Annotated in this window: 21 protein-coding genes; 13 read left to right on the top strand and 8 right to left on the bottom strand. The window is 72.4% G+C overall.

Annotation, left to right across the window (positions count from 1 at the left end; genetic code table 11):
- Positions 1–27 precede the first annotated feature (27 nt).
- Genes ABZ939_RS00470 through ABZ939_RS00460 form a run of 3 tightly spaced genes read right to left on the bottom strand, consistent with a single transcriptional unit; the run spans position 28 to position 4624 of the window.
- Positions 28–1305, bottom strand: a complete 1278-nt coding sequence (locus ABZ939_RS00470) for a hypothetical protein (protein ID WP_361846986.1) — start codon at positions 1303–1305, stop codon at positions 28–30.
- Positions 1302–2537 (bottom strand): hypothetical protein, encoded by a 1236-nt coding sequence (locus ABZ939_RS00465; RefSeq protein WP_361846983.1) that lies wholly within the window; start codon positions 2535–2537, stop codon positions 1302–1304. Before ABZ939_RS00465 ends, ABZ939_RS00470 begins: the two co-directional genes overlap by 4 nt.
- Positions 2534–4624 carry a right-handed parallel beta-helix repeat-containing protein gene (locus tag ABZ939_RS00460; RefSeq protein ID WP_361846980.1) on the bottom strand — a complete coding sequence of 697 codons (2091 nt, stop codon included), beginning with the start codon at positions 4622–4624 and terminating at the stop codon, positions 2534–2536. Before ABZ939_RS00460 ends, ABZ939_RS00465 begins: the two co-directional genes overlap by 4 nt.
- Before the next feature lie 143 nt (positions 4625–4767).
- On the opposite strand from ABZ939_RS00460, the gene hmgA reads away from it, so the two are divergent.
- The 3 genes from hmgA to ABZ939_RS00445 all read left to right on the top strand — a co-directional run bounded on the left by hmgA (position 4768) and on the right by ABZ939_RS00445 (position 8180).
- Entirely contained in the window at positions 4768–6126 is a 1359-nt protein-coding gene (gene hmgA / locus ABZ939_RS00455; protein ID WP_361846977.1) for a homogentisate 1,2-dioxygenase, read from the top strand.
- A gap of 78 nt (positions 6127–6204) precedes the next feature.
- Positions 6205–6954 (top strand): GntR family transcriptional regulator, encoded by a 750-nt coding sequence (locus tag ABZ939_RS00450; RefSeq protein ID WP_361846974.1) that lies wholly within the window; start codon positions 6205–6207, stop codon positions 6952–6954.
- Positions 6955–7025: 71 nt separating this feature from the next.
- A complete protein-coding gene (locus ABZ939_RS00445; RefSeq protein ID WP_361847918.1) occupies positions 7026–8180 on the top strand; it encodes a type ISP restriction/modification enzyme in 1155 nt (384 codons plus the stop codon).
- Between the two features lie 56 nt (positions 8181–8236).
- Here the strand turns inward: ABZ939_RS00445 and ABZ939_RS00440 are convergent, their stop codons facing one another.
- On the bottom strand, positions 8237–8953 hold the full coding sequence (locus ABZ939_RS00440) for a TetR/AcrR family transcriptional regulator (protein ID WP_361846971.1): 717 nt from the start codon (positions 8951–8953) through the stop codon (positions 8237–8239).
- Positions 8954–9015: 62 nt separating this feature from the next.
- Between ABZ939_RS00440 and ABZ939_RS00435 the strand changes: the two genes are divergently transcribed.
- Genes ABZ939_RS00435 through ABZ939_RS00425 form a run of 3 tightly spaced genes read left to right on the top strand, consistent with a single transcriptional unit; the run spans position 9016 to position 12020 of the window.
- Positions 9016–9954 (top strand): ATP-binding cassette domain-containing protein, encoded by a 939-nt coding sequence (locus tag ABZ939_RS00435; RefSeq protein WP_361846968.1) that lies wholly within the window; start codon positions 9016–9018, stop codon positions 9952–9954.
- The gene (locus ABZ939_RS00430) at positions 9951–10775 is read left to right on the top strand and encodes an ABC transporter permease (RefSeq protein ID WP_361846965.1); all 825 of its coding nucleotides are present in this window, start codon (positions 9951–9953) and stop codon (positions 10773–10775) included. The genes ABZ939_RS00435 and ABZ939_RS00430 overlap by 4 nt, the downstream gene beginning before the upstream one ends.
- Before the next feature lie 48 nt (positions 10776–10823).
- Positions 10824–12020 (top strand): CaiB/BaiF CoA-transferase family protein, encoded by a 1197-nt coding sequence (locus ABZ939_RS00425; protein WP_361846963.1) that lies wholly within the window; start codon positions 10824–10826, stop codon positions 12018–12020.
- A gap of 129 nt (positions 12021–12149) precedes the next feature.
- On the opposite strand, the gene ABZ939_RS00420 is transcribed toward ABZ939_RS00425, so the two are convergent.
- Complete coding sequence (locus ABZ939_RS00420; protein ID WP_361846960.1) at positions 12150–12413, bottom strand: hypothetical protein; 264 nt, start codon at positions 12411–12413, stop codon at positions 12150–12152.
- A 334-nt stretch (positions 12414–12747) separates the two neighbouring features.
- On the opposite strand from ABZ939_RS00420, the gene ABZ939_RS00415 reads away from it, so the two are divergent.
- Complete coding sequence (locus ABZ939_RS00415) at positions 12748–14325, top strand: serine/threonine-protein kinase (protein ID WP_361847915.1); 1578 nt, start codon at positions 12748–12750, stop codon at positions 14323–14325.
- Here the strand turns inward: ABZ939_RS00415 and ABZ939_RS00410 are convergent.
- Positions 14309–15115, bottom strand: coding sequence for an SGNH/GDSL hydrolase family protein (locus tag ABZ939_RS00410; protein WP_361846957.1), 807 nt, complete (start codon positions 15113–15115; stop codon positions 14309–14311). The two genes, ABZ939_RS00415 and ABZ939_RS00410, sit on opposite strands and share 17 nt — an antisense overlap.
- A gap of 610 nt (positions 15116–15725) precedes the next feature.
- Here ABZ939_RS00410 and ABZ939_RS00405 point away from each other — a divergent pair.
- From ABZ939_RS00405 to ABZ939_RS00390, 4 genes are all read left to right on the top strand, one after another.
- Positions 15726–16556, top strand: coding sequence for a glycosyltransferase family 2 protein (locus ABZ939_RS00405; protein ID WP_361846955.1), 831 nt, complete (start codon positions 15726–15728; stop codon positions 16554–16556).
- Positions 16553–17632 (top strand): glycosyltransferase family 2 protein, encoded by a 1080-nt coding sequence (locus ABZ939_RS00400; protein WP_361846952.1) that lies wholly within the window; start codon positions 16553–16555, stop codon positions 17630–17632. The genes ABZ939_RS00405 and ABZ939_RS00400 overlap by 4 nt, the downstream gene beginning before the upstream one ends.
- Positions 17633–17652: 20 nt before the next feature.
- Complete coding sequence (locus ABZ939_RS00395; RefSeq protein WP_361847913.1) at positions 17653–18426, top strand: polysaccharide deacetylase family protein; 774 nt, start codon at positions 17653–17655, stop codon at positions 18424–18426.
- Between the two features lie 88 nt (positions 18427–18514).
- Complete coding sequence (locus ABZ939_RS00390; protein WP_361846949.1) at positions 18515–19642, top strand: DUF5925 domain-containing protein; 1128 nt, start codon at positions 18515–18517, stop codon at positions 19640–19642.
- 25 nt (positions 19643–19667) lie between these two features.
- On the opposite strand, the gene ABZ939_RS00385 is transcribed toward ABZ939_RS00390, so the two are convergent.
- On the bottom strand, positions 19668–20042 hold the full coding sequence (locus ABZ939_RS00385; RefSeq protein WP_361846946.1) for a GntR family transcriptional regulator: 375 nt from the start codon (positions 20040–20042) through the stop codon (positions 19668–19670).
- 73 nt (positions 20043–20115) lie between these two features.
- Between ABZ939_RS00385 and ABZ939_RS00380 the strand changes: the two genes are divergently transcribed.
- Together ABZ939_RS00380 and ABZ939_RS00375 are read left to right on the top strand one after the other, a co-directional pair.
- Positions 20116–21036 (top strand): GNAT family N-acetyltransferase, encoded by a 921-nt coding sequence (locus tag ABZ939_RS00380; protein ID WP_361846943.1) that lies wholly within the window; start codon positions 20116–20118, stop codon positions 21034–21036.
- On the top strand, positions 21017–21502 hold the full coding sequence (locus tag ABZ939_RS00375) for a DUF402 domain-containing protein (protein WP_361846940.1): 486 nt from the start codon (positions 21017–21019) through the stop codon (positions 21500–21502). Before ABZ939_RS00380 ends, ABZ939_RS00375 begins: the two co-directional genes overlap by 20 nt.
- Here ABZ939_RS00375 and ABZ939_RS00370 read toward each other — a convergent pair.
- Positions 21489–21902, bottom strand: coding sequence for a DUF6299 family protein (locus ABZ939_RS00370; RefSeq protein WP_361846937.1), 414 nt, complete (start codon positions 21900–21902; stop codon positions 21489–21491). The two genes, ABZ939_RS00375 and ABZ939_RS00370, sit on opposite strands and share 14 nt — an antisense overlap.
- Between the last annotated feature and the right edge of the window lie 30 nt (positions 21903–21932).

Here is a 21932-nt window from a genome sequence, read left to right as displayed (position 1 = left end):
GGCGACGTCGGGTCGGGCGACGTCGCGTCAGGCGATGAGCAGGCCGATACCGCCGAGGGTGTACGCGATCATCAGCGCGAACAGCGGGAGCTGACCGGCCACGGCGCGGGCGGGCGGGAAGAGGCGCACGGAGCGGTCGTGGGCGGCGATGACGCCGAGGACGTGGCCGGTGACGATCGCGGTGACCTGGAGCGTGGCGAGGCCGCCGGGGCCCAGGGGTGGGGCGGGTGCGGAGGCGTTGTCAGTGCCTGCTGCCATCATGACGGTACGTGGTCCTTCGGTGACGAAGAGTGTGAAGTAGTGGGCGACGAGATAGCCGAGTGCGATCGGCAGGAGGGAGTGGGCAAAGGACGTGAGGGGGTGGGTGAGTGTGCGGGACATCAGGCGCAGGGTGCCGGCGCACAGGGCGTAGAGGGCGGCCACGAGGGCGACGGCGGCGAGCAGGCCGAGGGTGGCGGTGAGGGTCGGGCCGAGGGGGGAGGTCTGGAGGGTGGTGATCCAGCGCGGGTTGTCGGAGAGGCCGTCGTAGGCGGTGGAGCCGAGGAGGACGCAGACGGCGGCAACGAGGCCGGGGGTCTGCGGGGTGGAGTCGAGGCCGTCGAAGGGCGAGCGCAGCACGAGTCGGCCGTCGGCGCGGCGGCCGAACGGGGAGAGCCGGGCGAGGAGGGAGGAGTAGACCTCGAAGGGGTCGGCGTGGGCGAACCAGTCGGGGCCGTGGCGGGCGGCGCCGAGGAGGCCGATGGCGGTGAGGACGGCGAGGAAGGTCAGGAGGGTGGTGGTGGACGCGGGGTCGGGGGCGGCGAGTTCGAGCCAGGCGAAGAGGAGGAGTCCCGCGGCGGCGGGGCGGATGCCCAGGCCGGCCGGGATGGGGCGGGGGTCGCGGGGCGCGGGGAGCAGGGCGTGGAGGGTGCGCAGCGGGTTGAGGAGCCGCCAGACGGGGCCGAGGAGGAGGGAGGCGGGGACGAGCCCGACCCAGAGCACGACGTAGATCGCGCCGGGGGCGGGGTTGCGGTCGGGGTCGTCGGGTCCGAGGAGGAGGTGGAGCATGACGGTGAGGGCGGCCGCTGCGCCGATGAGGCGGAGAGCGGTGCGGGGGGCCGGGGCGTCGGCGAGGCGCTGGAGGGTGGCGGGCAGCGGGCGGCCGGCCCGGTCGCCGCGGAAGCGGGAGGAGGACCAGAGCAGGCCGAGGCCGAGGAAGGAGACGAAGAGCGCGGCGAACGCGCCGGCGTAGGCGTAGAAGGGCGAGAGGGGGAGGTCGTGCCGGGAGCCGACGCCGTGGGCGAGGAGGTGCGCGGGAGCGGTCATCGGACGGCGAGTTGGGTCAGCAGGAGTCCGGACCCATGGGTCTCGACCTCGAAGAGTCCGGTGCGGTCGGCGGTCAGGGTGAGCGAGGCGGGTTCGCCGGGGGCGAGGGGCAGTTCGCGGTCGTAGCCGTGGACATGGAGGGTGTCTGCGCGGTCGCTGGTGACGCGGAGGGTGAGGCGCTCGCCCTCCTTCAACTCGATGCGGGAGGGAGGTGGTTGCACGGAGGTGCCGGTGACGGTGATCTCGACGGTCCGGCCGGGGGTGGGCGTGGGCGTCGGGGCGGAGTTGCTCGTCGCGCCGAGGCGGATGGTGGCCTCGACCGGCTTGCCCGCGACCGCCCAGACGGTGTGGTCGTCCGCGTGGAGACGGACGGTCACGGTGCGGGCGCCGGGCGGGATGTGGTGCCAGGGGCCGTAGGCGCGGCCGGTCTCCTTGCCGTCGACGAGGAGCCGGGCGTGCCCCCGGCCGGGGATGGCGGCGCCGCCGATGCTCTCGGGGGTGAAGTGGAACCGCTCCACGGCGAGGTGGATGTTCCAGCCGCCCTCGGTGTCGGGCCGCGCCTCGGCCCACACGGCGGGGGCGCCCTCGGCGGGCACCTCCCGCAGCCGGTGCCCGCCCTCGTCCCGCGCCGTGAGCAGCGTGCCACTTCCGGCGCTCGCCTCCTGGTGGCCGGTGCCCGGCTTGTGGTGCGTGGTGGGCAGCCCACCGCAACCGACGGCCGACATCGCGACAGCGAGGACGCCCCCGACGAGGACGCCGACCCGGCGGCCTGCGGGGCGGACACCGATGGGCGCGGCGCCGAGGTCGGCGGACTGCCGAGGTGCGACCGTCCGCTCTGCGGTCGAACCGCCGACGCCGGGCTCGGCGGCCGACTGGACGTCGGCCGTCCGCTCTTCGACCCACCCGCTGGCGCCGCGGCCGGCGAACGGCTGGATGTCGGCCTTCCGCTCCGACACCGAACCGCTGACGCCGGGGCCGTCCGCCGGTTCGAGGGCGACTGTCCGCTCTGCGACCGAACCGCCGGCGCCGCGGCCGGCGGCCGGCTGAAGGCCAGCCGGCCGCACCGCGACCGAACCGCCAGCGCGGGGGCCAGCGAACGGCTGGATGTCGGCCTTCCGGTCCGACACCGAACCGCTGGCGCCGGGACCGCCCGTCGGCTCAAGGACGACCGTCCGCTCTGCGACCGAACCGCCGACGCGGAGGGTCGTCGGGGCGGCGGGGCGTCGTCTCACGACGCGTCTCCGTCGTTCGCACCGTGCGCGGCGGCGGTGACCGGGGCCGGGCCGGAGGTCGGGCGGGGTTCGGGGGCGCGCGCTCCCCCGGGGCGGCCGGCCGCGACCACGGCCCACAGGACCCAGACCACCGCGAGCAGCCCGCGCAGCCACGCCGGGCCGAGGGGGATCCAGGGGATCATCAGGACGCCCTTGTCGAAGGCGTCGAGGAGAGTGAGGACGCCGAGGGCGAGGGTGGTCCCGGCGAACGCGGGGCGCGCCGGGCGCAGGGCCAGGCCGAGCACCGTCCACCAGGCGCCGGTCAGGAGCAGCGCCACGGCGGGAACGGGGCCCGAGGACAGGCCGAGGGTCGAACCGGCCACGTCCAGGGCCAGGCCCGCGAGGCCCACGAGCGTCGCCGCGCCCGCGAGCCGGCTGCCGCGGAGCCTGCGCCACCACAGGACCCCGCCGACCAGGGCGAGGACCACCGCGAACGCCAGGGCGAGCTGCGTCTCGACGCGCTGGATCCCCCGCGCCCCGTACCAGTCGCAGCCGGCCGGCAGCCGCCGGGCCTGGACGTTGTAGTCGGCGCAGACGAGGAGGTGGGCCAGCTTGGCCGGTTCGCCGACGAGCCGGTCGGTGTTCCCGGAGACCTCGCCCCGCCGCGCCCCGCACTCGGGCAGTGCGCCCGGGCTGGACGCCCCGGCGTCGGCCTGCCAGCAGTTGCCGCCGCCCTGCCCGTCCCACCACACGTCCGTGCGGTTGGGCCGGGAGGCGCCGGACCGGTCGACGCCCAGGTGGTTGCCGGCGTAGCGGTTGTGGTGGGAGGTGTCGGTCTGCTTGCCCCAGGCCGACTCGCCGCGGATGAAGGCGGGGACGGCGCTCAGGAAGAAGGCGGCGCGCTGGTGGCCGTACACCCAGTTGTTCTCGTACAGGTTCCAGTTGCCGCCCGCCGTGATGATGCCGGTGCCGGGCGGCATGGAGATCTGCGGGCAGACGACGCCCTTCTCGTAGCCGCGCTCCACGGGCGGCTTGGCGCAGGTGCCGTCGGCGACGTACGGGTAGTAGTTCTGGTTGTTGTCGTGGATCAGGTTCCGCTCGAAGCGGGCGTGGTTCTGCGGCAGTCCGGGGTGGCCGGGGAAGGCGGAGTCCATCGAGGCGCCGCCCATGTTGTGGTCGAACTCGTTGTCGTGGACGTAGACCGAGTCACCTGCCGTGCCGGAGTAGCCGACCATGTTGTGGTGGCTGCGGCAGCCGGTGATCTCGATGGAGTAGCGCGGGACGTCGTAGCCGCGGCCGTCGTTGATGTCGGAGGCCGAGCCGGGGTAGATCCCGGAGTCCCCGTTGCCGTACGACTCGCAGTTCTTGTAGAGGCCGTGGTCGGAGGCGAAGGTCAGGAATCCGTACTCGTCGTTCCAGCGGGTCAGCACGTTGTCGATGACGAAGCCGTCGCCCGCGAGCACGTACAGCGAGTTGAAGGTGGTGCGCTGGGCGGTGAAGTTGCGGAAGTAGATCCCGTCGGACTCGTCGGCCCGGATGGCGTTGAGCTTCGTGTACTTGGCGTCGAAGACGACGTCCAGGCGCGAGGCGCCGGTGCCTTCGATCTGGAGGTTCTTCTTGCCCAGGATCGCGACGAGGTTCTGGTTGTGCGGGCACTGCTTCTGCTGCTCGTACGACAGGATCTGGTAGCCGAGCGCGGACTTGGGCGCCGTCAGCGAGGCGCAGGCGCCGGCCGGGGCGGGCTGCGAGGGCTCCTCCTCGTACAGGCCGGGCAGGACCGCGATGGTCATGCCGGGTCTGTCGACCGCGTCGACGGCCTGTTGGAGATGCCGGTAGCCGCCGCGTGAGCACCGCTCGAACAGGGCCAGGTTCCGGGCCTTCACATCGGCCGGGAATCCGGAGACCCGGCGGGCGAACTCGGCCCGGTCGGTCTTGCAGACCAGCAGATCGGGTTCCCCGGTGCGCAGCACCGGCACGCTGCCGGAGCCGTCGGGGAAGGTGACGGGCCGCTCCTCGTGGGCCTGGGCCCCGGGGGCGGTGACAAGGGCGGCGGCGAGCGCCGCGAGAACGACCGAGAGCGCGACAAGGAGCCTGCGGGTCCACGACATGCGCGTGAGAGTAGAGCAATGTTCATCTTTTGGAACCCCCTCTGCACGCATCACGTCGAACCGAGACCCCGTTGACGCGAGCGGTCGCGGAATCCTACGGTCATGCATAGGATTTCTTTGCGGGCTCAGGACAGGAGCGGGCGATGACCACGGAACAGGCCGGACGCGTGGCCGGACAGGCGACCGGGCAGGCGGCGGAGCAGGCCAGAAAGACGGCCGAGGCGCTGGACTACAGCACCGGCTTCGGCAACGAGCACAGCTCGGAGGCGGTGCCCGGCGCGCTGCCGCACGGCCGCAACTCGCCGCAGCGCGCTCCCCTCGGCCTGTACGCCGAGCAGCTCAGCGGCAGCGCTTTCACCGAGCCGCGCGCGCACAACCGCCGCTCGTGGCTCTACCGCATCCGCCCCTCGGCCGCGCACCCGCCGTTCACCCGCATCGACAACGGCGCCGTACGGTCCGCGCCCTTCACCGAGACGGTCCCCGACCCCAACCGGCTGCGCTGGAATCCGCTGCCCGACCCGGCGCCGGGCACGGACTGGCTCGCCGGCCTGTGGACGCTCGGCGGCAACGGGGACACCACGCAGCGCACCGGCATGGCCGTGCACCTGTACCACGCCAACGCCTCCATGGACCGGGTCTTCAGCGACGCCGACGGCGAGCTGCTGATCGTCCCCGAGCGCGGCGGACTCCTGCTCCGCACCGAGCTGGGCCTGCTCGCCGCCCGCCCCGGCGAGGTCGCCCTGATCCCGCGCGGCGTCCGCTTCCGCGTCGAGCTCCTCGACGAGACCGCCCGCGGATACGTCTGCGAGAACTACGGGGCGCCCTTCCAGCTCCCCGACCTCGGCCCGATCGGCGCCAACGGTCTCGCCAACGCCCGTGACTTCCGCGCGCCCGTCGCCGCCTACGAGGACGTCGAGGGCCCGGTCGAGGTCGTCAACAAGTACTGCGGCAACCTCTGGTCGGCGACGTACGGCCACTCCCCGCTCGATGTCGTCGCCTGGCACGGCAACCACACCCCGTACGTCTACGACCTGCACCGTTTCAACGTCATCGGGACGATCTCGTACGACCACCCGGACCCGTCGATCTTCACGGTCCTGACCTCACCGTCCGACACCCCGGGCCTCGCCGGCGTCGACTTCGTGGTCTTCGCGCCGCGCTGGCTGGTCGGCGAGGACACCTTCCGGCCGCCGTACTTCCACCGCAACGTGATGAGCGAGTACATGGGCCTGATCGAGGGCGCCTACGACGCGAAGGCGGAAGGCTTCGTGCCCGGCGGCGGCTCCCTGCACAACATGATGTCCGCGCACGGACCCGACCGGGAGACCTTCGACAAGGCCAGCGCCGCCGAGCTGAAGCCGCAGAAGATCGACGACGGTCTGGCCTTCATGTTCGAGACGCGCTGGCCCGTCACCGCCACCGGCCAGGCCGCCGGAGCGGACCATCTGCAGAGGGGCTACGACGACGTATGGCAGGGTCTGGAGCGCCACTTCCGGCCGTAGGGTCTCGAAGCCGTCGAGACCCGTGGCCGCCCGAGTCTCGTAGTCGTCGAGTCTCGTAGTCGTCGTACGGAGAACGCCGTGACCGCCTTCGCTCCCGACTCGCTGGTCCTGAACCGCAAGCTGCCCCTCTGGTATCAGGTCTCGCAGTCGCTGCGCGCCTCCATACTGGGCCGCACGCCCGACGCCTCGCTGCGACTGCCCACCGAGGAGCAGCTCGCCGCGCACTACGGCGTGAGCGTGCTGACCATGCGCCAGGCCCTCAAGGAGCTGGAGGAGGAGGGCCTGATCAGCAGACACCGGCGGCGCGGGACGTTCATCGAGCCGGGCGCCCGGCGGTCCACCCCGCGCCGGCTGCTCGGCTCGATCGACGCGATCGTGGCCCAGCAGTCCGGCGAGCGGACCACCGTCCTCGGCCACGGCACCGAGCCGGTGCCGGGCGAGCTGGCCGAGTACTTCCCCGATGTGTCGGAGGTGGTCGCGTACCGGCGACTGCGGCGCGACGGGGAGAGCGGCGAGCCGACCAACTGGGCGCAGAACGCGGTGCGCCCGGAGATCGCGGCCGGCCTCGACCCGGCCGATCTGGAGCGCTGGCCGATGACGAAGGTGCTGCGGGACGTGATCGGGGTCCGCATCAGCCGGATCACGGACACCGTCGAGGCCCGGCTCGCCGACCCGGAGACGGCGGCGCTCCTGGAGGTGCCGCTGCTCTCGCCGATCCTCCACTACACGGGCGTGACCTACGACGAGGACGGCCGGGTGGTGGACGTGGCCCGGATCCGCTACCGGGGCGACCGGTTCTCGTTCACCGTGACGGTGGAGGCGCACTGAGCCCGCTCGCTAGCATCCGGGGCGTGACCGAAGACGTACCGCTGGACGACGCGCCCCTCCTGGACGAGCTGATGCCGTGGTCCGTCGCACCGCTGCGGCTCGGCAGGTCCTGGATCGTGGCGCCCGACATCCGTACGCTGCGCGCCCGCTGGAGTCGGCTGATCGAGGCGGAGGGGGCCGAGCGCGAGGAGCTGTTCCGGCCCAGCCGGGCGCGTACGCCGTCGAGTTCGGTGGCCGCGCTGCCGGGCCGGCGGACCGGTACGGTCCGGTTCGCCCGTGAGTCCGGGCCATGTCCGGAGCCGGTACGGCTGGCCAACGGCCCGTTCGACGAGCAGTGGCTGCTCCCCGATCACCGGCTCATCGACACCGCCCGCCCCGAGCTGTGGCGGGTCGCCGACGAGCGGCAGCTCTTCGCCGTGGAACAGGGATATGTGCCGGGGGCGGCCGGTCCCGCCCTCCTGGTGACCGCGGCGCTGCCCGCCGGACGTTCCCCCGCCGGGCGCCCGGGCCGGATCCGTCCGCTGTTCCGCCGCCCCGGGGGCGAGGAGCCGAACATCGCGCCCGGCCTGCTGCCCGTGCTGAGCGAGCGGTACGGACGCCGGGTCACCGCCCCCGACGTACTGGCCTGGGCCGTGGCGGCCGCCCGCCCCTCCCCCGCCGGATGCCGCGTTCCGCTCCCGGCGGACCCGGACGTCTGGGCCACGGGTTTGGAGCTCGGCCGGCGGCTCACGGAGATCCAGCTGCGGGGCGCCCGCGGCGGCGAACGGCCCCGCCTGCCCGGTGGCCGGCGCCCCTATGTGCGGGCGCCGATCCCGGCCCGGCCGACCGCGCTCGCGTACGAGCCCGAGGAGGAGACCCTCACCCTGGACGAGGGCCGGATCTCCCCCGTGCCGCCCGAGGCGTGGGATTTCCAGGTCAGCGGCGTACGGATGCTGGAGCAGTGGTTCGCGCACCGGACGGCTCAGGCCGAGCCGGGCACCCTGGAGGCGATCGGACCGGCGGCCTGGCCGCAGGAGTGGACCTCGGAACTCCTTGAGCTGATCACCGTTCTCGCGCTGCTCGCCGAGCGGGGCCGGGAGTGCGCGGCGCTCGCCGAGGGCCCCCTGCTGACCCGGGCCGCGCTGCGGGAGGCGGGCGTGCCGCCCGTACCCGACGCGGCCCGTCGCCCCGCCTCCGTACTGGACCACCAGGAGGAGGGCCCGGAGGGCCAGTTCGCGCTGCTCTAGGGGCTACCGGCGGAGAGGGGCTGCCCGGCGGGTAGGGGCTGCCCGCCGGCGAGGGCCTAGCCCCGGACGAACGAGTCGAGCACCCTCCCCAGCGTCCGGTCGAAGATCTCCTCGGGGTCGAGGCGTTCGACGCCGGCCTCGCCGAACACCGCGGCCAGTCTGGGGTAGGCGCCGCCCACGAGCTGCCCCATCAGATAGGCCCCGCGCACGGCCTGCTCCTGCTCCTCGGACCAGGGCAGTCCCCGGGCCCGCTCGGCGAGGGCGAGTTCGTTGGCGACGAGCGTCATCACCGTGCCGTTGACCGTCGCGATCAGCTCCATCTTGGTGCCGCCCGGCAGGTCGAGGCCGTCCAGGCAGGCCAGGCATCCTTCGAGGAAGCGCAGCGCGTTGGGGCCGAAGGCGTACCCGGTCGTCATCAGCCTGATCACCCAGGGGTGGCGGCGCAGGATGCCCCGGGCCTCGCGCGCCACATGGAGCATGTCCGCGCGCCAGTCCCCGCTCGGAGGGTCGGGGAGGTCGTACTCGCCGCTGACGGCATCGACCATCAGCTCGTACAGATCCTCCTTGCGCGGGACGTAGTTGTAGAGCGACATCGTGCCGCAGCCGATGTCGGCCGCGATCCGGCGCATCGAGAGCGCGTCGATCCCGTCGGCGTCGGCGAGGCGCACCGCGGCGGCCACGATGTCGGCCCTGCTGTACGCCGGTTTCGGGCCACGGCCCGCACGCTCGGGGCGCGCCCAGATCACTTCCGGTTCGGCCGCTCGGCCCGCCATTGATCATCACCTCCCCACCATCCTAGTTACGTACAGCGTACGTAGTGGGGTATGGTCGGGCCATGACTACTACGTACGCTGTACTTAGTGAAGGTCTGCAGAAGCGGTATGCCGAGGTCCACGCCCTGCGCGGGCTCGATCTCGCCGTCCCGGAGGGCACGGTCTGCGGCATCCTCGGCCCGAACGGCGCGGGCAAGACGACCGCCGTCCGGGTCCTCACCACACTGGTCGCCCCGGACGCCGGCAGCGCCCGGGTCGCGGGCCACGACGTGGTGCGCGACCCGGCGGGGGTGCGGAAGCGGATCGCGGTCACCGGGCAGTACGCCTCGGTCGACGGGGATCTCACCGGCGCCGAGAACCTGCGGCTCTTCGCCAGGCTGCTGCGCGCCCCGCGCGCCCGCGCCGACGAACTCCTGGACCGGTTCGGACTCACGGAGGCGGCCGGGCGGCCCGCCCGGACCTACTCGGGCGGGATGCGGCGCCGACTCGATCTCGCGGCGAGCCTGCTCGTACCGCCGCGGGTCCTCTTCCTCGACGAGCCGACGACCGGACTCGACCCGCACAGCCGGAACGAAATCTGGGACGCCGTACGGGGGTTGGCGTCCCAGGGCACGACCGTGCTGCTGACCACGCAGTACCTGGAGGAGGCCGACCAGCTCGCCGACGACATCGTGCTGATCGACGAGGGCCGGGCCGCGCACCGCGGCACACCGGCGGAACTCAAGGCGATGCTCGGCAGTTGGGCGGAGGTGGTCGTCGCCGACCCGGCGCTGCTGGACGCCGCGGCGGCCGTACTGGACCAGCTGACCGGCTCCGCGCCCGCGCTGGACGCCGAGCGGCGCACGGTCGGCGCGGTGACCACGGACACCACGCTCACTCTCCCCCGGATCGTCCGCGAGATCGACGCGGCCGGGGTCCACATCGTCGACGCGTCCCTGCGTCCGCCCACCCTCGACGAGGTGTTCCTGCGCCTCACCGACCGCAAGGAGCTCGTCGCATGAGCGCACTCGTCCATGACGAAAGGGAAGGTGCGCGCCGAGCGCCCTCTGCAAGGGTGGTGGGAGACGGGTGGGCAGTGCTCGGCCGTCATCTGCGGAAGGTCCGGCACGCCCCGGCGATCGTCGTCATGACGCAGACGATGCCGATCGTCTTCCTGCTGTTCTTCGGGTACGTCTTCGGCAGCGCGCTCGCGATGCCGGGCGCCGAGTACCGGGCGTATCTGGTGCCCGGTCTGCTCGTGGCGACGGCGGCGGGCGGGCTGATGACGGGGATGTTCCAGGCCGCCCAGGACTCGCACCGGGGCGTGATGGACCGCTTCCGGACCATGCCGATCAGCCGGTCCGCCGTTCCGATGGGGCAGGCGCTCGCCGACCTGGTGACGAGCGCGGTCGGCATGGTCCCGATGATCCTGGTCGGGCTCGCCATGGGCTGGCGGATCGAGGGGACGGCCGCGGAGGCGCTGGGCGCCTTCGGGCTGCTGCTGCTCTTCCGCTTCGCCATGACCTGGGTGGGCATCCTGCTCGGTCTCGCCTCGCAGAGCGAGGAGGCGGCCGGCCAGCTGGGCAGCGCCACGTTCATGCTGCCGCTGCTCTCCAACGCGTACATCCCGACCGAGAACATGGCCCCCTGGCTGCGGACGGTCGCCGAGTGGAACCCGATCTCGGCGGTCACGACGGCCGTACGGGAGCTCTTCGGCAACGCGACCGTGCCGGCGGACGCCGCCTGGCCGGTGGCGCACCCGGTGGCCGGGGCGCTGCTCTGGTCGCTGGTACTCATCGCGGTCTTCGCCCCGCTCGCCGTGCGGCGCTACACGCGCGGGTGACGAGGGCGACGGTGACAAGGCGCCGCCCGCAGGGTAGGCAGGGCTGTCATGAGCACTCAGCCACTCCCCCTGGAGGGGATCACGGTCATCGCCGTCGAACAGGCCGTCGCCGCCCCCTTCGCCACCCGCCAGCTCGCCGATCTGGGCGCCCGCGTCATCAAGATCGAGCGCCCGGACGGCGGTGACTTCGCGCGCGGGTACGACACGGCGGCGCGGGGCCTGGCCTCGCACTTCGTGTGGTGCAACCGCGGCAAGGAGTCGGTGGCCGTCGATCTCAAGGACGGGCGGGGGCTCGACCTGGTGCGGCGGCTGGTGGCCGGCGCCGACGTCTTCGTCCAGAACCTGGCCCAGGGCGCGGCGGCCCGCCTCGGCCTGGACGCGGCCACGCTCTGCGCCGCGCATCCGCGACTGATCGCGGTGGACGTCTCGGGGTACGGGCCCGGCGGGCCGTACGCGCACAAGCGGGCCTACGACATGCTCGTGCAGTGCGAGGCCGGTCTGGTGTCGGTGACCGGGACGGAGGAGCAACCGGTCAAGTCGGGGATCCCCGCCGCCGACATCGCGGCGGGGATGTACGCGTACACGGGCGTCCTCGCCGCGCTGGTGCGGCGAGGGACGACCGGGCGGGGCGGGCCGGTGGAGGTGTCGCTGCTCGACTCGCTGGCCGAGTGGATGGGGCATCCGCTGCACCACGGGATGCACGGGGGCACTTCCCCGGCGCGCACAGGCCTGGCGCACGCCGTCATCGCGCCGTACGACGCCTATCCGACCGCCGACGGAAGCCTGGTACTGCTGTCGGTCCAGAACGACCGCGAGTGGCGGCGGCTCGCCGAACAGGTCCTGGACCGGCCGGACCTGGCGGACGACCCGGCCTTCGCCACGAACACGGCCCGGGTGGCCGGGCGGGCGAAGACGGACGCGGTGGTGGCCGACGCGCTGGCGCCGCTGACGGCGGCGGAGGCGCTGGCACGGCTGGACGCGGCGGGGGTGGCGTGCGCGCGGCTGAACACGGTCGCGGATCTGGCGGAGCATCCGCAGCTGACGGCGCGGGACCGGTGGCGGTTCGTCGACTCGCCGACGGGACCACTGCGCACGCTGCTGCCGCCGGTCACGTTCCCGGACGGGCCCGAAGCACGGATGGGGCGCATCCCGGCGTTGGGGGAGGACACGGATGCGGTGCTCACGGAACTCGGGGTGGGGCCGGCGGAGCTGGAGACGCTACGGGTGGACACTGTCGTGGCCTGACGGGCCACGGCGTGAGCGGGGACGCCTGAGCGCCGTCGTCGGGGTTGTGCCCACCCTCCCCCAGGGCTTCGCCTGGGGGGATCCCCAGCCCTGCGGAACGTATGGCCCACAACCCTTCCCGGTGGGCGACTAGCCCCTACTGCCGAAGAGGGAGCGGCGCAGGCGGCGCAGGGGGGCGAAGAGCGAGACGCGTGCGCTCTTGCTGCGGCGGCTGTGCGCGACGTCGCGCGATGTCAGCTCCCGCATCAGAAGCGTCGCCTCGGCCGCCTCGCGCTGCGGCACGACGGGGCCGCCGAGCACCGCGAGATGACGGTCGAGCCGCGAACTGGTCGCACTGCTCCCGCACGTGATGGCAGGCACTCGCGGCCTGCTGCGCATTGCTATCTGTTCCATGTCACTCCCCACCCTAACGAGGGCACCCGGCCCGGGCAGGCTAACCCTATCGCTCCGCTGTGACACCCGTGTATCCCGGCGGCAGGATTCACCGCACTCGTACGGGGGTTGACGGCTACTGTCCGAATCCATCTGATTCCAGGGTGAGTTGGACAGCGCTCGAACACCTGGCGAACCGTCACGAACCATCCTGCACACAAGGTCGACAGTCGTGGACATCTGACGGTGTGTGATCTGCGACACCAAGATCACCGCGGGCTCGCGGGGAGGTGTTCGAAGTGCCCGGGTCGGGGGCAGGAATGCTCCACCGGTGGACGAGAAATGGGGACGCGCCATGACCGTGATCGCGGGGCGGTACCGACTCCTCGACGTCCTGGGCCAGGGCGGCATGGGCACCGTCTGGCGGGCCAGGGACGAGGTCCTGGGCCGCGAGGTCGCCGTCAAGGAGGTCCGCGCCCCGGCGGGGATCGCCGGTGAGGACGAGCGCCGGCTCTACGCACGCCTGGAGCGGGAGGCATGGGCGGCCGCCCGGATCTCGCACCGCAACGTGGTGACGGTGTACGACGTGGCCACCGAGGACGACCGGCCCTGGATCGTCATGGAGCTGATCCGCGGGCTCACCCTCTCGGACGTCCTGGACGCGGAGGGCCCGATGCCGCCGCAGCGCGCCGCGCTCATCGGCGCCGAGGTGCTGGCCGCGCTGCGCGCCGCGCACGAGGCGGGGGTGCTGCACCGGGACGTGAAGCCGGGCAATGTGCTGCTCGCCAACGACGGGCGGGTCGTCCTGACCGACTTCGGCATCGCGGCGGTGGAGGGGACCTCCAACCTCACGATGACCGGCGAGCTGGTCGGTTCACCCGAATTCCTCGCCCCGGAGCGGGCGTTGGGTCGCACGCCGGGACCCGCGTCGGACCTGTGGTCGCTCGGCGTGCTCCTCTACGCGGCGGTGGAGGGCAGCTCGCCCTTCCGTCAGGACACTCCGCTGAGCACCCTGCGGGCCGTGGTGGACGAGGAGCTTCCGCCGCCCCGCAGGGCCGGGCCACTGACTCCCGTGCTCGAAGGGCTGCTGCGCAAGGAGCCGCAGGAGCGGATTTCGGCGGCCGAGGCGGAGCGGCAGTTGAGACTCGTGGGCGCGGGCGGGACGCCGCGGTCGGGGCCGGTGCATGCCGAGCCGCACGGACCCGAGCGCGCGACCGTGACCACCGAGCCCACTCCCCCGATGCCCCTCCCCCACGCCCCGCTCCCGCAGACCCCGCCGCCCGGGAGCCCGCGGCCCGAGGACCGCCGGGGCCGGGCCGGCACCGTGCTCGCCGCCGGGATCGCCCTCCTGCTGCTTGCGGTGGGCGGACTGACGTACGCGTTGCTGCGGAACCAGGACGGCGACAGGGGACCGGGCGGCGGGCCCACGAGCAGCGCGCCGGCCACGAGCGCGCCGGCGACGAACACTCCGTCGACGACACCCGCCACCACCGCCACGACGACAAGCCCTCCCGCGACGCACACCACACCGCCGCCCGCGCAGAAGGTCCTGGTGCACGCGCGGGCCCTGCGCGGCAGTTACAGCGGGCCCTGTCCGCCGCCGGAGTCCTCGGCTCCCTCCTTCGCCGCGGCGGTCACCGTGGGGCGTACGCCCGTCTCGGTGGAGTACCGCTGGGTGACGGAGAGCGGCGAGAGCTCGGCGGCGGACTGGCAGACGCTGGAGTTCCGTGCGGACGGCCCGCGGGAGAAGAGGGTCGAGCACACCGAACTGACGTACCGGGCGGACGACACGCGTCGCGACCGGATCCGGTTGGAGGTGCGCGCCCCGGTCGAGGCGCGCTCGAACTGGGTGGCGTTCTCGCTGACCTGCGAGCAGGCGACCCCGACGGACGGGGCCACCTCCCCGAGCGGGTCGGCTACGCCGCAGAGTTGAAGGTGGGCAGGTAGCCGCCGGACTGTCCGCCGGCGGTGGGGTGGTAGGACTCGCCGATGTTGAGCCAGTTGACACTGTGCAGCCAGGACGAGCCCGAGCAGATCTCGTGTCCGGTGAAGGCCGGGACGACGCTCGCGAAGGTGTAGCCGTGGTCGGCCGCGCGCTTGGCGGTGGCGGCGTTGAGGTAGTCGGATCCGTCGTTGATGGCGCGACGCTCGTTCTCGCTCAGGCCGGCGACACAGCTGCCGCCGAGCTTGTAGAAGCGGGGGTATCCGAGGACGACGACACGGGCGTTCGGAGCCTTGGCTCTGATGGCCGAATACACCGCGTCGAGCTTGCCGGGCAGCGTGGTGTCGACGTAGGCCTTGGCCTGATTCACTCGGTTGATACAGGTGGCTTCCGACTGGAGTACGCAGGTGGTCATGACGTCCGCGAAGCCGGCGTCGTTGCCGCCGATGGTGATGGACACCAGGTCGGTGGCGGTGGAGAGGGGTCCGAGCTGACCGCTCGTGACATCACCCGTTCGGGCGCCCGAGCACGCCGTGAAAGCGAACGACGAGGGTGAGTTCGCGTTCTTCCAGAGGACGGGGAAGGCCTTGGTGGAGCGCTTGCAGTCGCCGCTGGCGCCGTCGTAACTCCCCGCACCCACACCCGAGGAGTACGAGTCACCCAGCGCCACGTAGTCGAGGGCGGCGGTTTCGGCGGCCTGCGCGGCTCCCGCCCCGGTGAGGGCGAGGACGGAGCCGAGCAGGAGCGAGGACGAGAAAGCCGCGAATCGGGACAGTTTCATGGAACCTCCCTGTAGCAGGATCTCTGCGTTACTTGGTAGTAGCAGCGCATCGGCCCTGCTGGAAGTGTCCATGCCAAGAAGATTTGGCGAGAAGGTGCCGACACACCGTCAGCGACCGTCGAAATCAAGCCAGCTGATGGATCATGCGATCGAAATTAATTCGCACGGGAATTACCAGGAGTTTCATCTGACCCCAAAGGCAACTCCCGACAAACGGATTGTGAAAATCCGATCGGGACGGTTCCGTATCCGACCGCAGAAGGCTCGCCAATTAGCAGAAAGGGGAGTCGCCGATCCAGGACTTGCCATACAGTCGCATTCATCAATACCGTCGTACATCTCACCCGCATCGGTCCATCATGCAAAGCGGCTCAGGGGAGGGCTCTAGCGTCGCGATGGTCCCGGAGCGGGGCGCGGTAGGGGGGTGCTGTGCTCGGCGTTCGCATGCGTGTCGCCGAGTCGCGTGCCGCGCGGCTTGAGATGCCAACTCACCCATGCCCTGCGGCGATTGCTGCCGCGCGGACGGGGTGAGTACCCCCCTTTCGAACCGGACAGACCACCGGACAGCCCGGGGGCGGGCGGTCCACCGGACGAGAGGGAAACACCAGTCATGAGCTCATTCCTGCGCCCGGCCGTCACCGGCCACGAAACCGCGGACCAGAGCCTGATAGCCGCTCAATACAAGGCGATCACCTCGCATTTGGCGATCACTCCGCCGGTGAGTGTGGTCATCCCCGCGATGAACGAAGCGGAAAATCTTCCTTACGTCTTCAAGACGCTTCCGGACTGGATCCACGAAGTCGTTCTCGTCGACGGAAACTCCACCGACGACACCGTCCGTGTCGCCCGCGAACTGTGGCCCGACGTCAAGGTGGTCAAGCAGGTCGGCAAAGGCAAGGGCGACGCCCTCATCAGCGGATTCGCCGCCTGCACCGGCGACATCATCGTGATGGTCGACGCGGACGGCTCGGCCGACGGCCAGGAGATCGTCTCCTACGTCTCCGCCCTGGTCGGCGGCGCCGACTTCGCCAAGGGATCCCGCTTCGCCAACGGCGGCGGCACGGACGACATGACGCCGATCCGCCGGCTCGGCAACTGGGCGCTGTGCGCCCTGGTCAACCGGAAGTTCGGCGCCCGCTACACCGATCTCTGCTACGGCTACAACGCCTTCTGGCGCCGCTGCCTCGACGAGGTCACCCTGGACTGCACCGGCTTCGAGATCGAGACCCTGATCAACATCCGGGTCGTCAAGGCCGGCCTGAAGGTCCAGGAGGTGCCGAGCCACGAGTACCTGCGCATCCACGGCGTCAGCAACCTCAACGCCGTCCGCGACGGCATCCGGGTGCTGAAGGTCATCCTCAAGGAGAAGGGCGTGAGACGTGCGGCGCGCCGCCGACCCACCGCCTTCTCCGTCAACATCCCCCGAGGAGAGGCGTCTTGAGCGACCGCCGGTTCTCGGTCGTGATCTGCGTCTACACGGAGGAGCGCTGGGAGGACATCCTCGCGGCGGTCGACTCCGTACGGACGCAGTCGCATCCGGCGCTGGAGATCCTGCTCGTGGTCGACCACAACGAGCGGCTCCTCGCCCGGCTGGCCGAGGAGTTCCAGGACGAGGCGGTACGTGAGGAGGTGCGGGTGCTCGCCAACGCGGGCCCCCGCGGCCTCTCCTCCGGCCGCAACACCGGAATCGCCGCGTCACGCGGCGAGTTCGTGGCCTTCCTCGACGACGACGCCGTGGCCGAGCGCGACTGGCTGCGGTACTTCGCCGAGGGCTACGACGACCCGGGCGTGATGGCCGTCGGCGGCCGGACCCTGCCCTCCTGGGCGTCGGGCCGGCGGCCGGTCTGGTTCCCCGAGGAGTTCGACTGGGTCGTCGGCTGTACGTACCGCGGCCTGCCGCCGGGGCGGGTCCGGGTACGCAATGTGCTGGGGGGCAACGCCTCCTTCCGGCGTACGGCCTTCGACGTGGCGGGCGGCTTCGCCACCGGCATCGGGCGGGACGGCGACAAGCGGCCGCTCGGCTGCGAGGAGACGGAGCTGTGCATTCGGCTCTCCCAGGCGCTCCCCGAGGCGGTGCTGCTGATCGACGACCGGTCCGTCATCCACCACAAGGTTCCGGCCGCCCGCGAGCGGTTCGGCTACTTCCGCAGCCGGACGTACGCCGAGGGGCTCTCCAAGGCGCTGGTGTCCCGGAGCGTCGGGGCCGGCGAGGGTCTGGAGGCCGAACGGCGTTACACCACCCGGGTGTTGCCGGTCGGTGTGGCACGCGGACTGCGCGACGCCCTGCTCGGTCGCCCCGGCGGCGCGGGCCGGGCGGGCGCGATCGTGACGGGCGTGGCGGTGGCGGCCGCGGGCTTGGTGCGGGGCGCGTGGCAGGCGCGCGGGGGCGGGGCGACGTTCTCGTCGGGCCCGATCCCCTCCTGGTCGGAGGCCACGCCGACAAGGACGCCGGCAGAGACGCCGACAACCACGCAGGCGACGGCGGGGACGGCGGCCGCTCCGGAGGTGGCCGCGTGACCGCACCCGTACCGATCCTGATGTATCACGCGGTCGACCGGCGGCCGGCCCCGGCCACCCACCGGCTCTCCGTCACGCCCGAGGCGTTCGCCGAACAGATGGCGGTGGTGGCCGACCGCGGCCTCACCCCGCTCACCACCGCCGAACTGGCCACGGCCTGGCGCACGGGCGGGCCCCTGCCCGCGCGCCCGGTCCTGATCACCTTCGACGACGGATACGAGGGGGTGCACCGGCACGCGCTGCCGGTGCTGACCAAGCACGGCTTCTCCTCGACGCTCTTCGTCTCCACGGGCTGGCTGCGCGGTGCGTACGACGAGGGCGGGGCCCTGGACACCATGCTCGACTGGGAGCAGGTGCGCGAACTGACCGAATCCGGTACGGAGATCGGCGGGCACACCCACACCCATCCGCAGCTCGACCAGGTCGACGACCGGCGGCTCTGGTACGAGACCCTGCGGTGCAGGGAGATCCTCCGGGAGGAACTGGGCCGGGCGCCGGTGTCCTTCGCGTACCCGTACGGCTACTCCGACCGGCGCGTCCGGCGGACGGTCCGGGCGGCCGGGTACGCCCAGGCCCTCGCCGTCGGCAACGCGACGGCGCGGCGCAGCCAGGGGCCGTACGCCCTGGAGCGGGTGACCGTGCGGCGGTCCACCGGCATCGAGGAGTTCGAACGGCTCGTGGAGGGCCGGGCGATCGGGCGCACCTTCGCCGCGGACCGGGTGCTGACCAAGGGGTACGCGGTGGTGCGCCGGGCTCGGGGGGCTCTGCGGGCGGTCGGCCGGTACGGGCTCTGATCCCGCGGGTCGCGGTGGCCGCCACCACCGCGACCCGCGGGATCGTCCCGTTCAAAACACCGTGCACGGAATGCCCGATTGCCGGATCATGGTCGCCATGTCAGCCACGCCATCCGAGGGGCCCTCGCCGTCCGAGCCGCAGCAGGCACTGCCGATGCGGCTCACCGTCGACGACAGCGACTCGCCCGCCGACGTCGTCGACGCGCTGTTCCTCGGCCGCTTCGCGACCGGCGAGCAGCCGCACTCGCACAGCACCACCCTGGACCGGGTGAAGCCCGCCGCGACGCTTCTTCCGTCCGGCGCGAAGGTGCTGCGCGCGGCCAAGGACGACGACCGCAGCGCCGTGCTCGCCGAGGGCGAGGGCTGGACCCTGCTGGTCTCCCGCTGGAACCGGGGCGCGGACGTCACCGTCACGGCGACCGGGGCGGAGCTGGCGGAGAAGATCCTCAAGGAGGCGACGGACGGGGCGAAGGACGACCCCGAGCCGCAGCCCGAGAACGTGACCATGGGTTTCTGGTACGTGTCGCCGCGGCGCGGCCCGCACCGTACGACCCGTCAGATCAGCGCGGGGACGTGGGAGGAGATCCGGCCCAACTACACGGCGCCGGTCGCCGACGCGATGGACCGGCTGATGAAGGTCACGCCGGACGACATCGCGGGGCGGCTGCTGCTGCTCCACGGGCCGCCGGGGACGGGCAAGACGTCCGCGCTGCGCACACTCGCCCGGTCGTGGCGGGACTGGTGCCAGGTGGACTGCGTCCTGGACCCGGAGCGGCTCTTCAACGACGTCGGGTATCTGATGGACATCGCGATCGGCGAGGACGAGGGCACGGCGAAGGGGCGGTGGCGGCTGCTGCTCCTGGAGGACTGCGACGAGCTGATCCGGGGCGAGGCGAAGCACACGGCGGGGCAGGCGCTGTCCCGGCTCCTGAACCTGACGGACGGGCTGCTCGGCCAGGGCCGCAACGTCCTCGTCGGCGTCACGACCAACGAGGACCTGGAGCGGCTGCACCCGGCGGTGGTCCGGCCCGGCCGGTGCCTGGCGCGGATCGAGGTGGGCGGGCTGACGCGGAACGAGGCGGTGGGGTGGCTGGGCACGGAGGAGGGGGTGGGCCGTGACGGCGCGACGCTGGCGGAGCTGTTCGCCTTGCGCCGCGGCACGTCCCCGGCGGGCATCCCGGAATCCCGCACCCCCGAGGCGGGCCTGTACCTGTAGGCCCTCCGGCCGCGGCGCGCGCGGATCAACCGCCGTACGTCGCCCGCAGCGCGTCCGCCACCGCCGAGTCCGCGGCTTCGCGGGTCAGGCCCAGGCGCCGCGCCTCGGCCGCGTAGGTCGCCGCCGCGCTCGCCGCCAGGCGGGTCGCCGCGTCGCCCGCCGCCGCCACGAACGTGCCGTGGCGGCCGCGCGTCTCGATCACCCCGTCCGCCTCCAGCGACTTGTACGCCTTGGCGACCGTGTTCGCCGCGAGGCCCAGCTCCTCCGCCAGGCCGCGTACCGTCGGCAGCTTGTAGCCGACCGGCAGAGCACCTGAGCGGGCGCGCTCCGAGATCTGGGCGCGCAGTTGTTCGTACGGGGCGGTCGACGAGTCCGTGTCCACGGTGATTCGCAATGTCACGGCCCGATTCTGCCTCCGACCCCCGGGAAAATGGGAGGCGGCCGCGCCACTTCGGCCCGTACCGTGCGAGACCATGACTGTGATCGTCCGTGATGTGCGACCTGAGGACGCCGAGGGCTTCGCCCGCGTCCGGCGCGCCGCGCTCCCGTTCATGTTGGCGAACGCCGCCCAGGTGGCCTTCGACTGGGCCCACTCCCATCCCGACGCGCACGAGCGTCCGCTGGTCGCCGAGATCGACGGGGAGATCGTCGGCACCTCCCAGCTCCGTATCGCGCACGACGCGCCCGAGGCCGGTGTCGGATCGGTCAACGTCTACGTCGACCCGGAGAAGCGCGGGCTCGGTGCCGGCACACTGCTGGTGCGGGCCTCCGAGGAGCACCTCGCACACCACGGGGCGACCACCCTCTACAGCTGGGTGCTCGACGAGCCGGCGTTCCGTGCCTTCGCCGAGCGCCACGGGTACGCCGCGCGCCGCTCCGCGCACTTCCTCCGTCTCGACCTCACCTCCGCCGAGCTGCCGCCGCTCCCGGAGGCCCCGACCGGTGTCGAGCTGCGGAGCGCCGCCGAGTTCGGCGCCGATCCCCGTCCGCTGTTCGTGCTCGACGCGCTGACCACGGCCGACGAGCCCGGCGACGTCGGCACCCGGCTGACGGACTACGAGCACTGGCTGGCGACCACGTGGAACCACCCGCTGTTCGACCGCGAACTGACCACCGTCGCGGTCGTCGACGGCCGGCCCGCCGCGTTCACCGCCGCCCAGACCGACGGCCTGGGACGCTACAACTCCGGGATGACCGGCACCGACCCGGCCTTCCGCGGACGCGGTCTCGCCAAGCTCGCGAAGACCCACTCCCTGCACCGGGCCCGCGCGGCCGGCTGCACGGAGGCGTTCACCGGCAACGACGCCGGCAACGAACCGATGTTGGCGATCAACAAGTGGTTCGGATACGAGATCTGCGCGACGGAGGTACGTCATGCCCGCACGCTCGGTTGAGGTCGTGCTCATGAAGGCGGGGCGCACGAAGATCCGCTACCCCGCCGAGGTCGTCGCCGACGACGGCACGCGGCTGTCGGTCCGCGCTCCGTGGGCGGCCGAGGGCGTACGGGACTTCGGCTTCGTACGGTTCGAGTCGGGTGATGTGTTCGTCGAGCACTACTGGCGCGACCGCTGGTACGCGGTGAAGGAGGTCCGTTCCGCCGACGGGACGCTCAAGGGCTGGTACTGCGATGTCACGCGGCCGGCCGCGATCGACGGCGCGGAGGTCGTGGTCGAGGATCTGGACCTGGATCTGTGGGTGTCGGCGGACGGCAGCGAGGTGCTGCGGCTCGACGAGGACGAGTTCGAGGCGAGCGGCCTGGCCGCCTCCGACCCGGAGGCGGCGGCCTGCGCGGTCGCGGCCCTCGACGAGCTCGAGGTGTACGGCAGGGAGGGGCTGGCCACGCTGCTCAGCGCAGCGTGACGTCCGACTCCTCCATGGCGAGGAAGCCGGGCATCGGCAGACCCATCGGCCCGGTGTTCGTGAGCTGCATGAGGGTGGCCTTCACCCGTGCGGTGCCCGCGCGGTAGTGCGGCTCCTTCACGACGCCCGCGTTGGACCAGGTGCGCTCCCGGCCGTCGCAGACGGCCCGGGTGCCGCCGATCCCGGCGGAGTGCTCCTCCTGGACGAGCGTGCTGCTCACGAAGACCGGGCCGGAGCTGTCGTCCAGGCAGCGGTAGGTGCCGGAGACGGTGACCGTGCCGTCGGCGGCGACGGTTCCGTAGCTGTCGACGGAGAGCTGGTCGCCGGGGCCGGCGTGGGCGGCGGTCGCGGTGGCGGCGACCAGGAGGGTGCCGGCGGCGAGGGCGAGACGGAGTCGCATCGGGGATGTCCCTTCGGGCGGTGGGGGGTG

The organism is Streptomyces sp. NPDC046712, from assembly GCF_040645695.1.
Taxonomy (GTDB): Bacteria; Actinomycetota; Actinomycetes; order Streptomycetales; family Streptomycetaceae; genus Streptomyces.
Note: the sequence above shows the minus strand (reverse complement) of the source record. Positions and strands in the feature narration are given on the sequence as shown.

Excerpts from the sequence above, each read along its gene's own strand:
- ABZ939_RS00470 (WP_361846986.1), bottom strand. The coding sequence starts at position 1,305 with ATGACCGCTCCCGCGCACCTCCTCGCCCACGGCGTCGGCTCCCGGCAC.
- ABZ939_RS00460 (WP_361846980.1), bottom strand. The coding sequence starts at position 4,624 with ATGTCGTGGACCCGCAGGCTCCTTGTCGCGCTCTCGGTCGTTCTCGCG.
- hmgA (WP_361846977.1), top strand. The coding sequence starts at position 4,768 with ATGACCACGGAACAGGCCGGACGCGTGGCCGGACAGGCGACCGGGCAG.
- ABZ939_RS00445 (WP_361847918.1), top strand. The coding sequence starts at position 7,026 with ATGCCGTGGTCCGTCGCACCGCTGCGGCTCGGCAGGTCCTGGATCGTG.
- ABZ939_RS00440 (WP_361846971.1), bottom strand. The coding sequence starts at position 8,953 with ATGGCGGGCCGAGCGGCCGAACCGGAAGTGATCTGGGCGCGCCCCGAG.
- ABZ939_RS00435 (WP_361846968.1), top strand. The coding sequence starts at position 9,016 with ATGACTACTACGTACGCTGTACTTAGTGAAGGTCTGCAGAAGCGGTAT.
- ABZ939_RS00430 (WP_361846965.1), top strand. The coding sequence starts at position 9,951 with ATGAGCGCACTCGTCCATGACGAAAGGGAAGGTGCGCGCCGAGCGCCC.
- ABZ939_RS00425 (WP_361846963.1), top strand. The coding sequence starts at position 10,824 with ATGAGCACTCAGCCACTCCCCCTGGAGGGGATCACGGTCATCGCCGTC.
- ABZ939_RS00420 (WP_361846960.1), bottom strand. The coding sequence starts at position 12,413 with ATGGAACAGATAGCAATGCGCAGCAGGCCGCGAGTGCCTGCCATCACG.
- ABZ939_RS00415 (WP_361847915.1), top strand. The coding sequence starts at position 12,748 with ATGACCGTGATCGCGGGGCGGTACCGACTCCTCGACGTCCTGGGCCAG.
- ABZ939_RS00410 (WP_361846957.1), bottom strand. The coding sequence starts at position 15,115 with ATGAAACTGTCCCGATTCGCGGCTTTCTCGTCCTCGCTCCTGCTCGGC.
- ABZ939_RS00405 (WP_361846955.1), top strand. The coding sequence starts at position 15,726 with ATGAGCTCATTCCTGCGCCCGGCCGTCACCGGCCACGAAACCGCGGAC.
- ABZ939_RS00395 (WP_361847913.1), top strand. The coding sequence starts at position 17,653 with ATGTATCACGCGGTCGACCGGCGGCCGGCCCCGGCCACCCACCGGCTC.
- ABZ939_RS00390 (WP_361846949.1), top strand. The coding sequence starts at position 18,515 with ATGGTCGCCATGTCAGCCACGCCATCCGAGGGGCCCTCGCCGTCCGAG.
- ABZ939_RS00380 (WP_361846943.1), top strand. The coding sequence starts at position 20,116 with ATGACTGTGATCGTCCGTGATGTGCGACCTGAGGACGCCGAGGGCTTC.
- ABZ939_RS00375 (WP_361846940.1), top strand. The coding sequence starts at position 21,017 with ATGCCCGCACGCTCGGTTGAGGTCGTGCTCATGAAGGCGGGGCGCACG.
- ABZ939_RS00370 (WP_361846937.1), bottom strand. The coding sequence starts at position 21,902 with ATGCGACTCCGTCTCGCCCTCGCCGCCGGCACCCTCCTGGTCGCCGCC.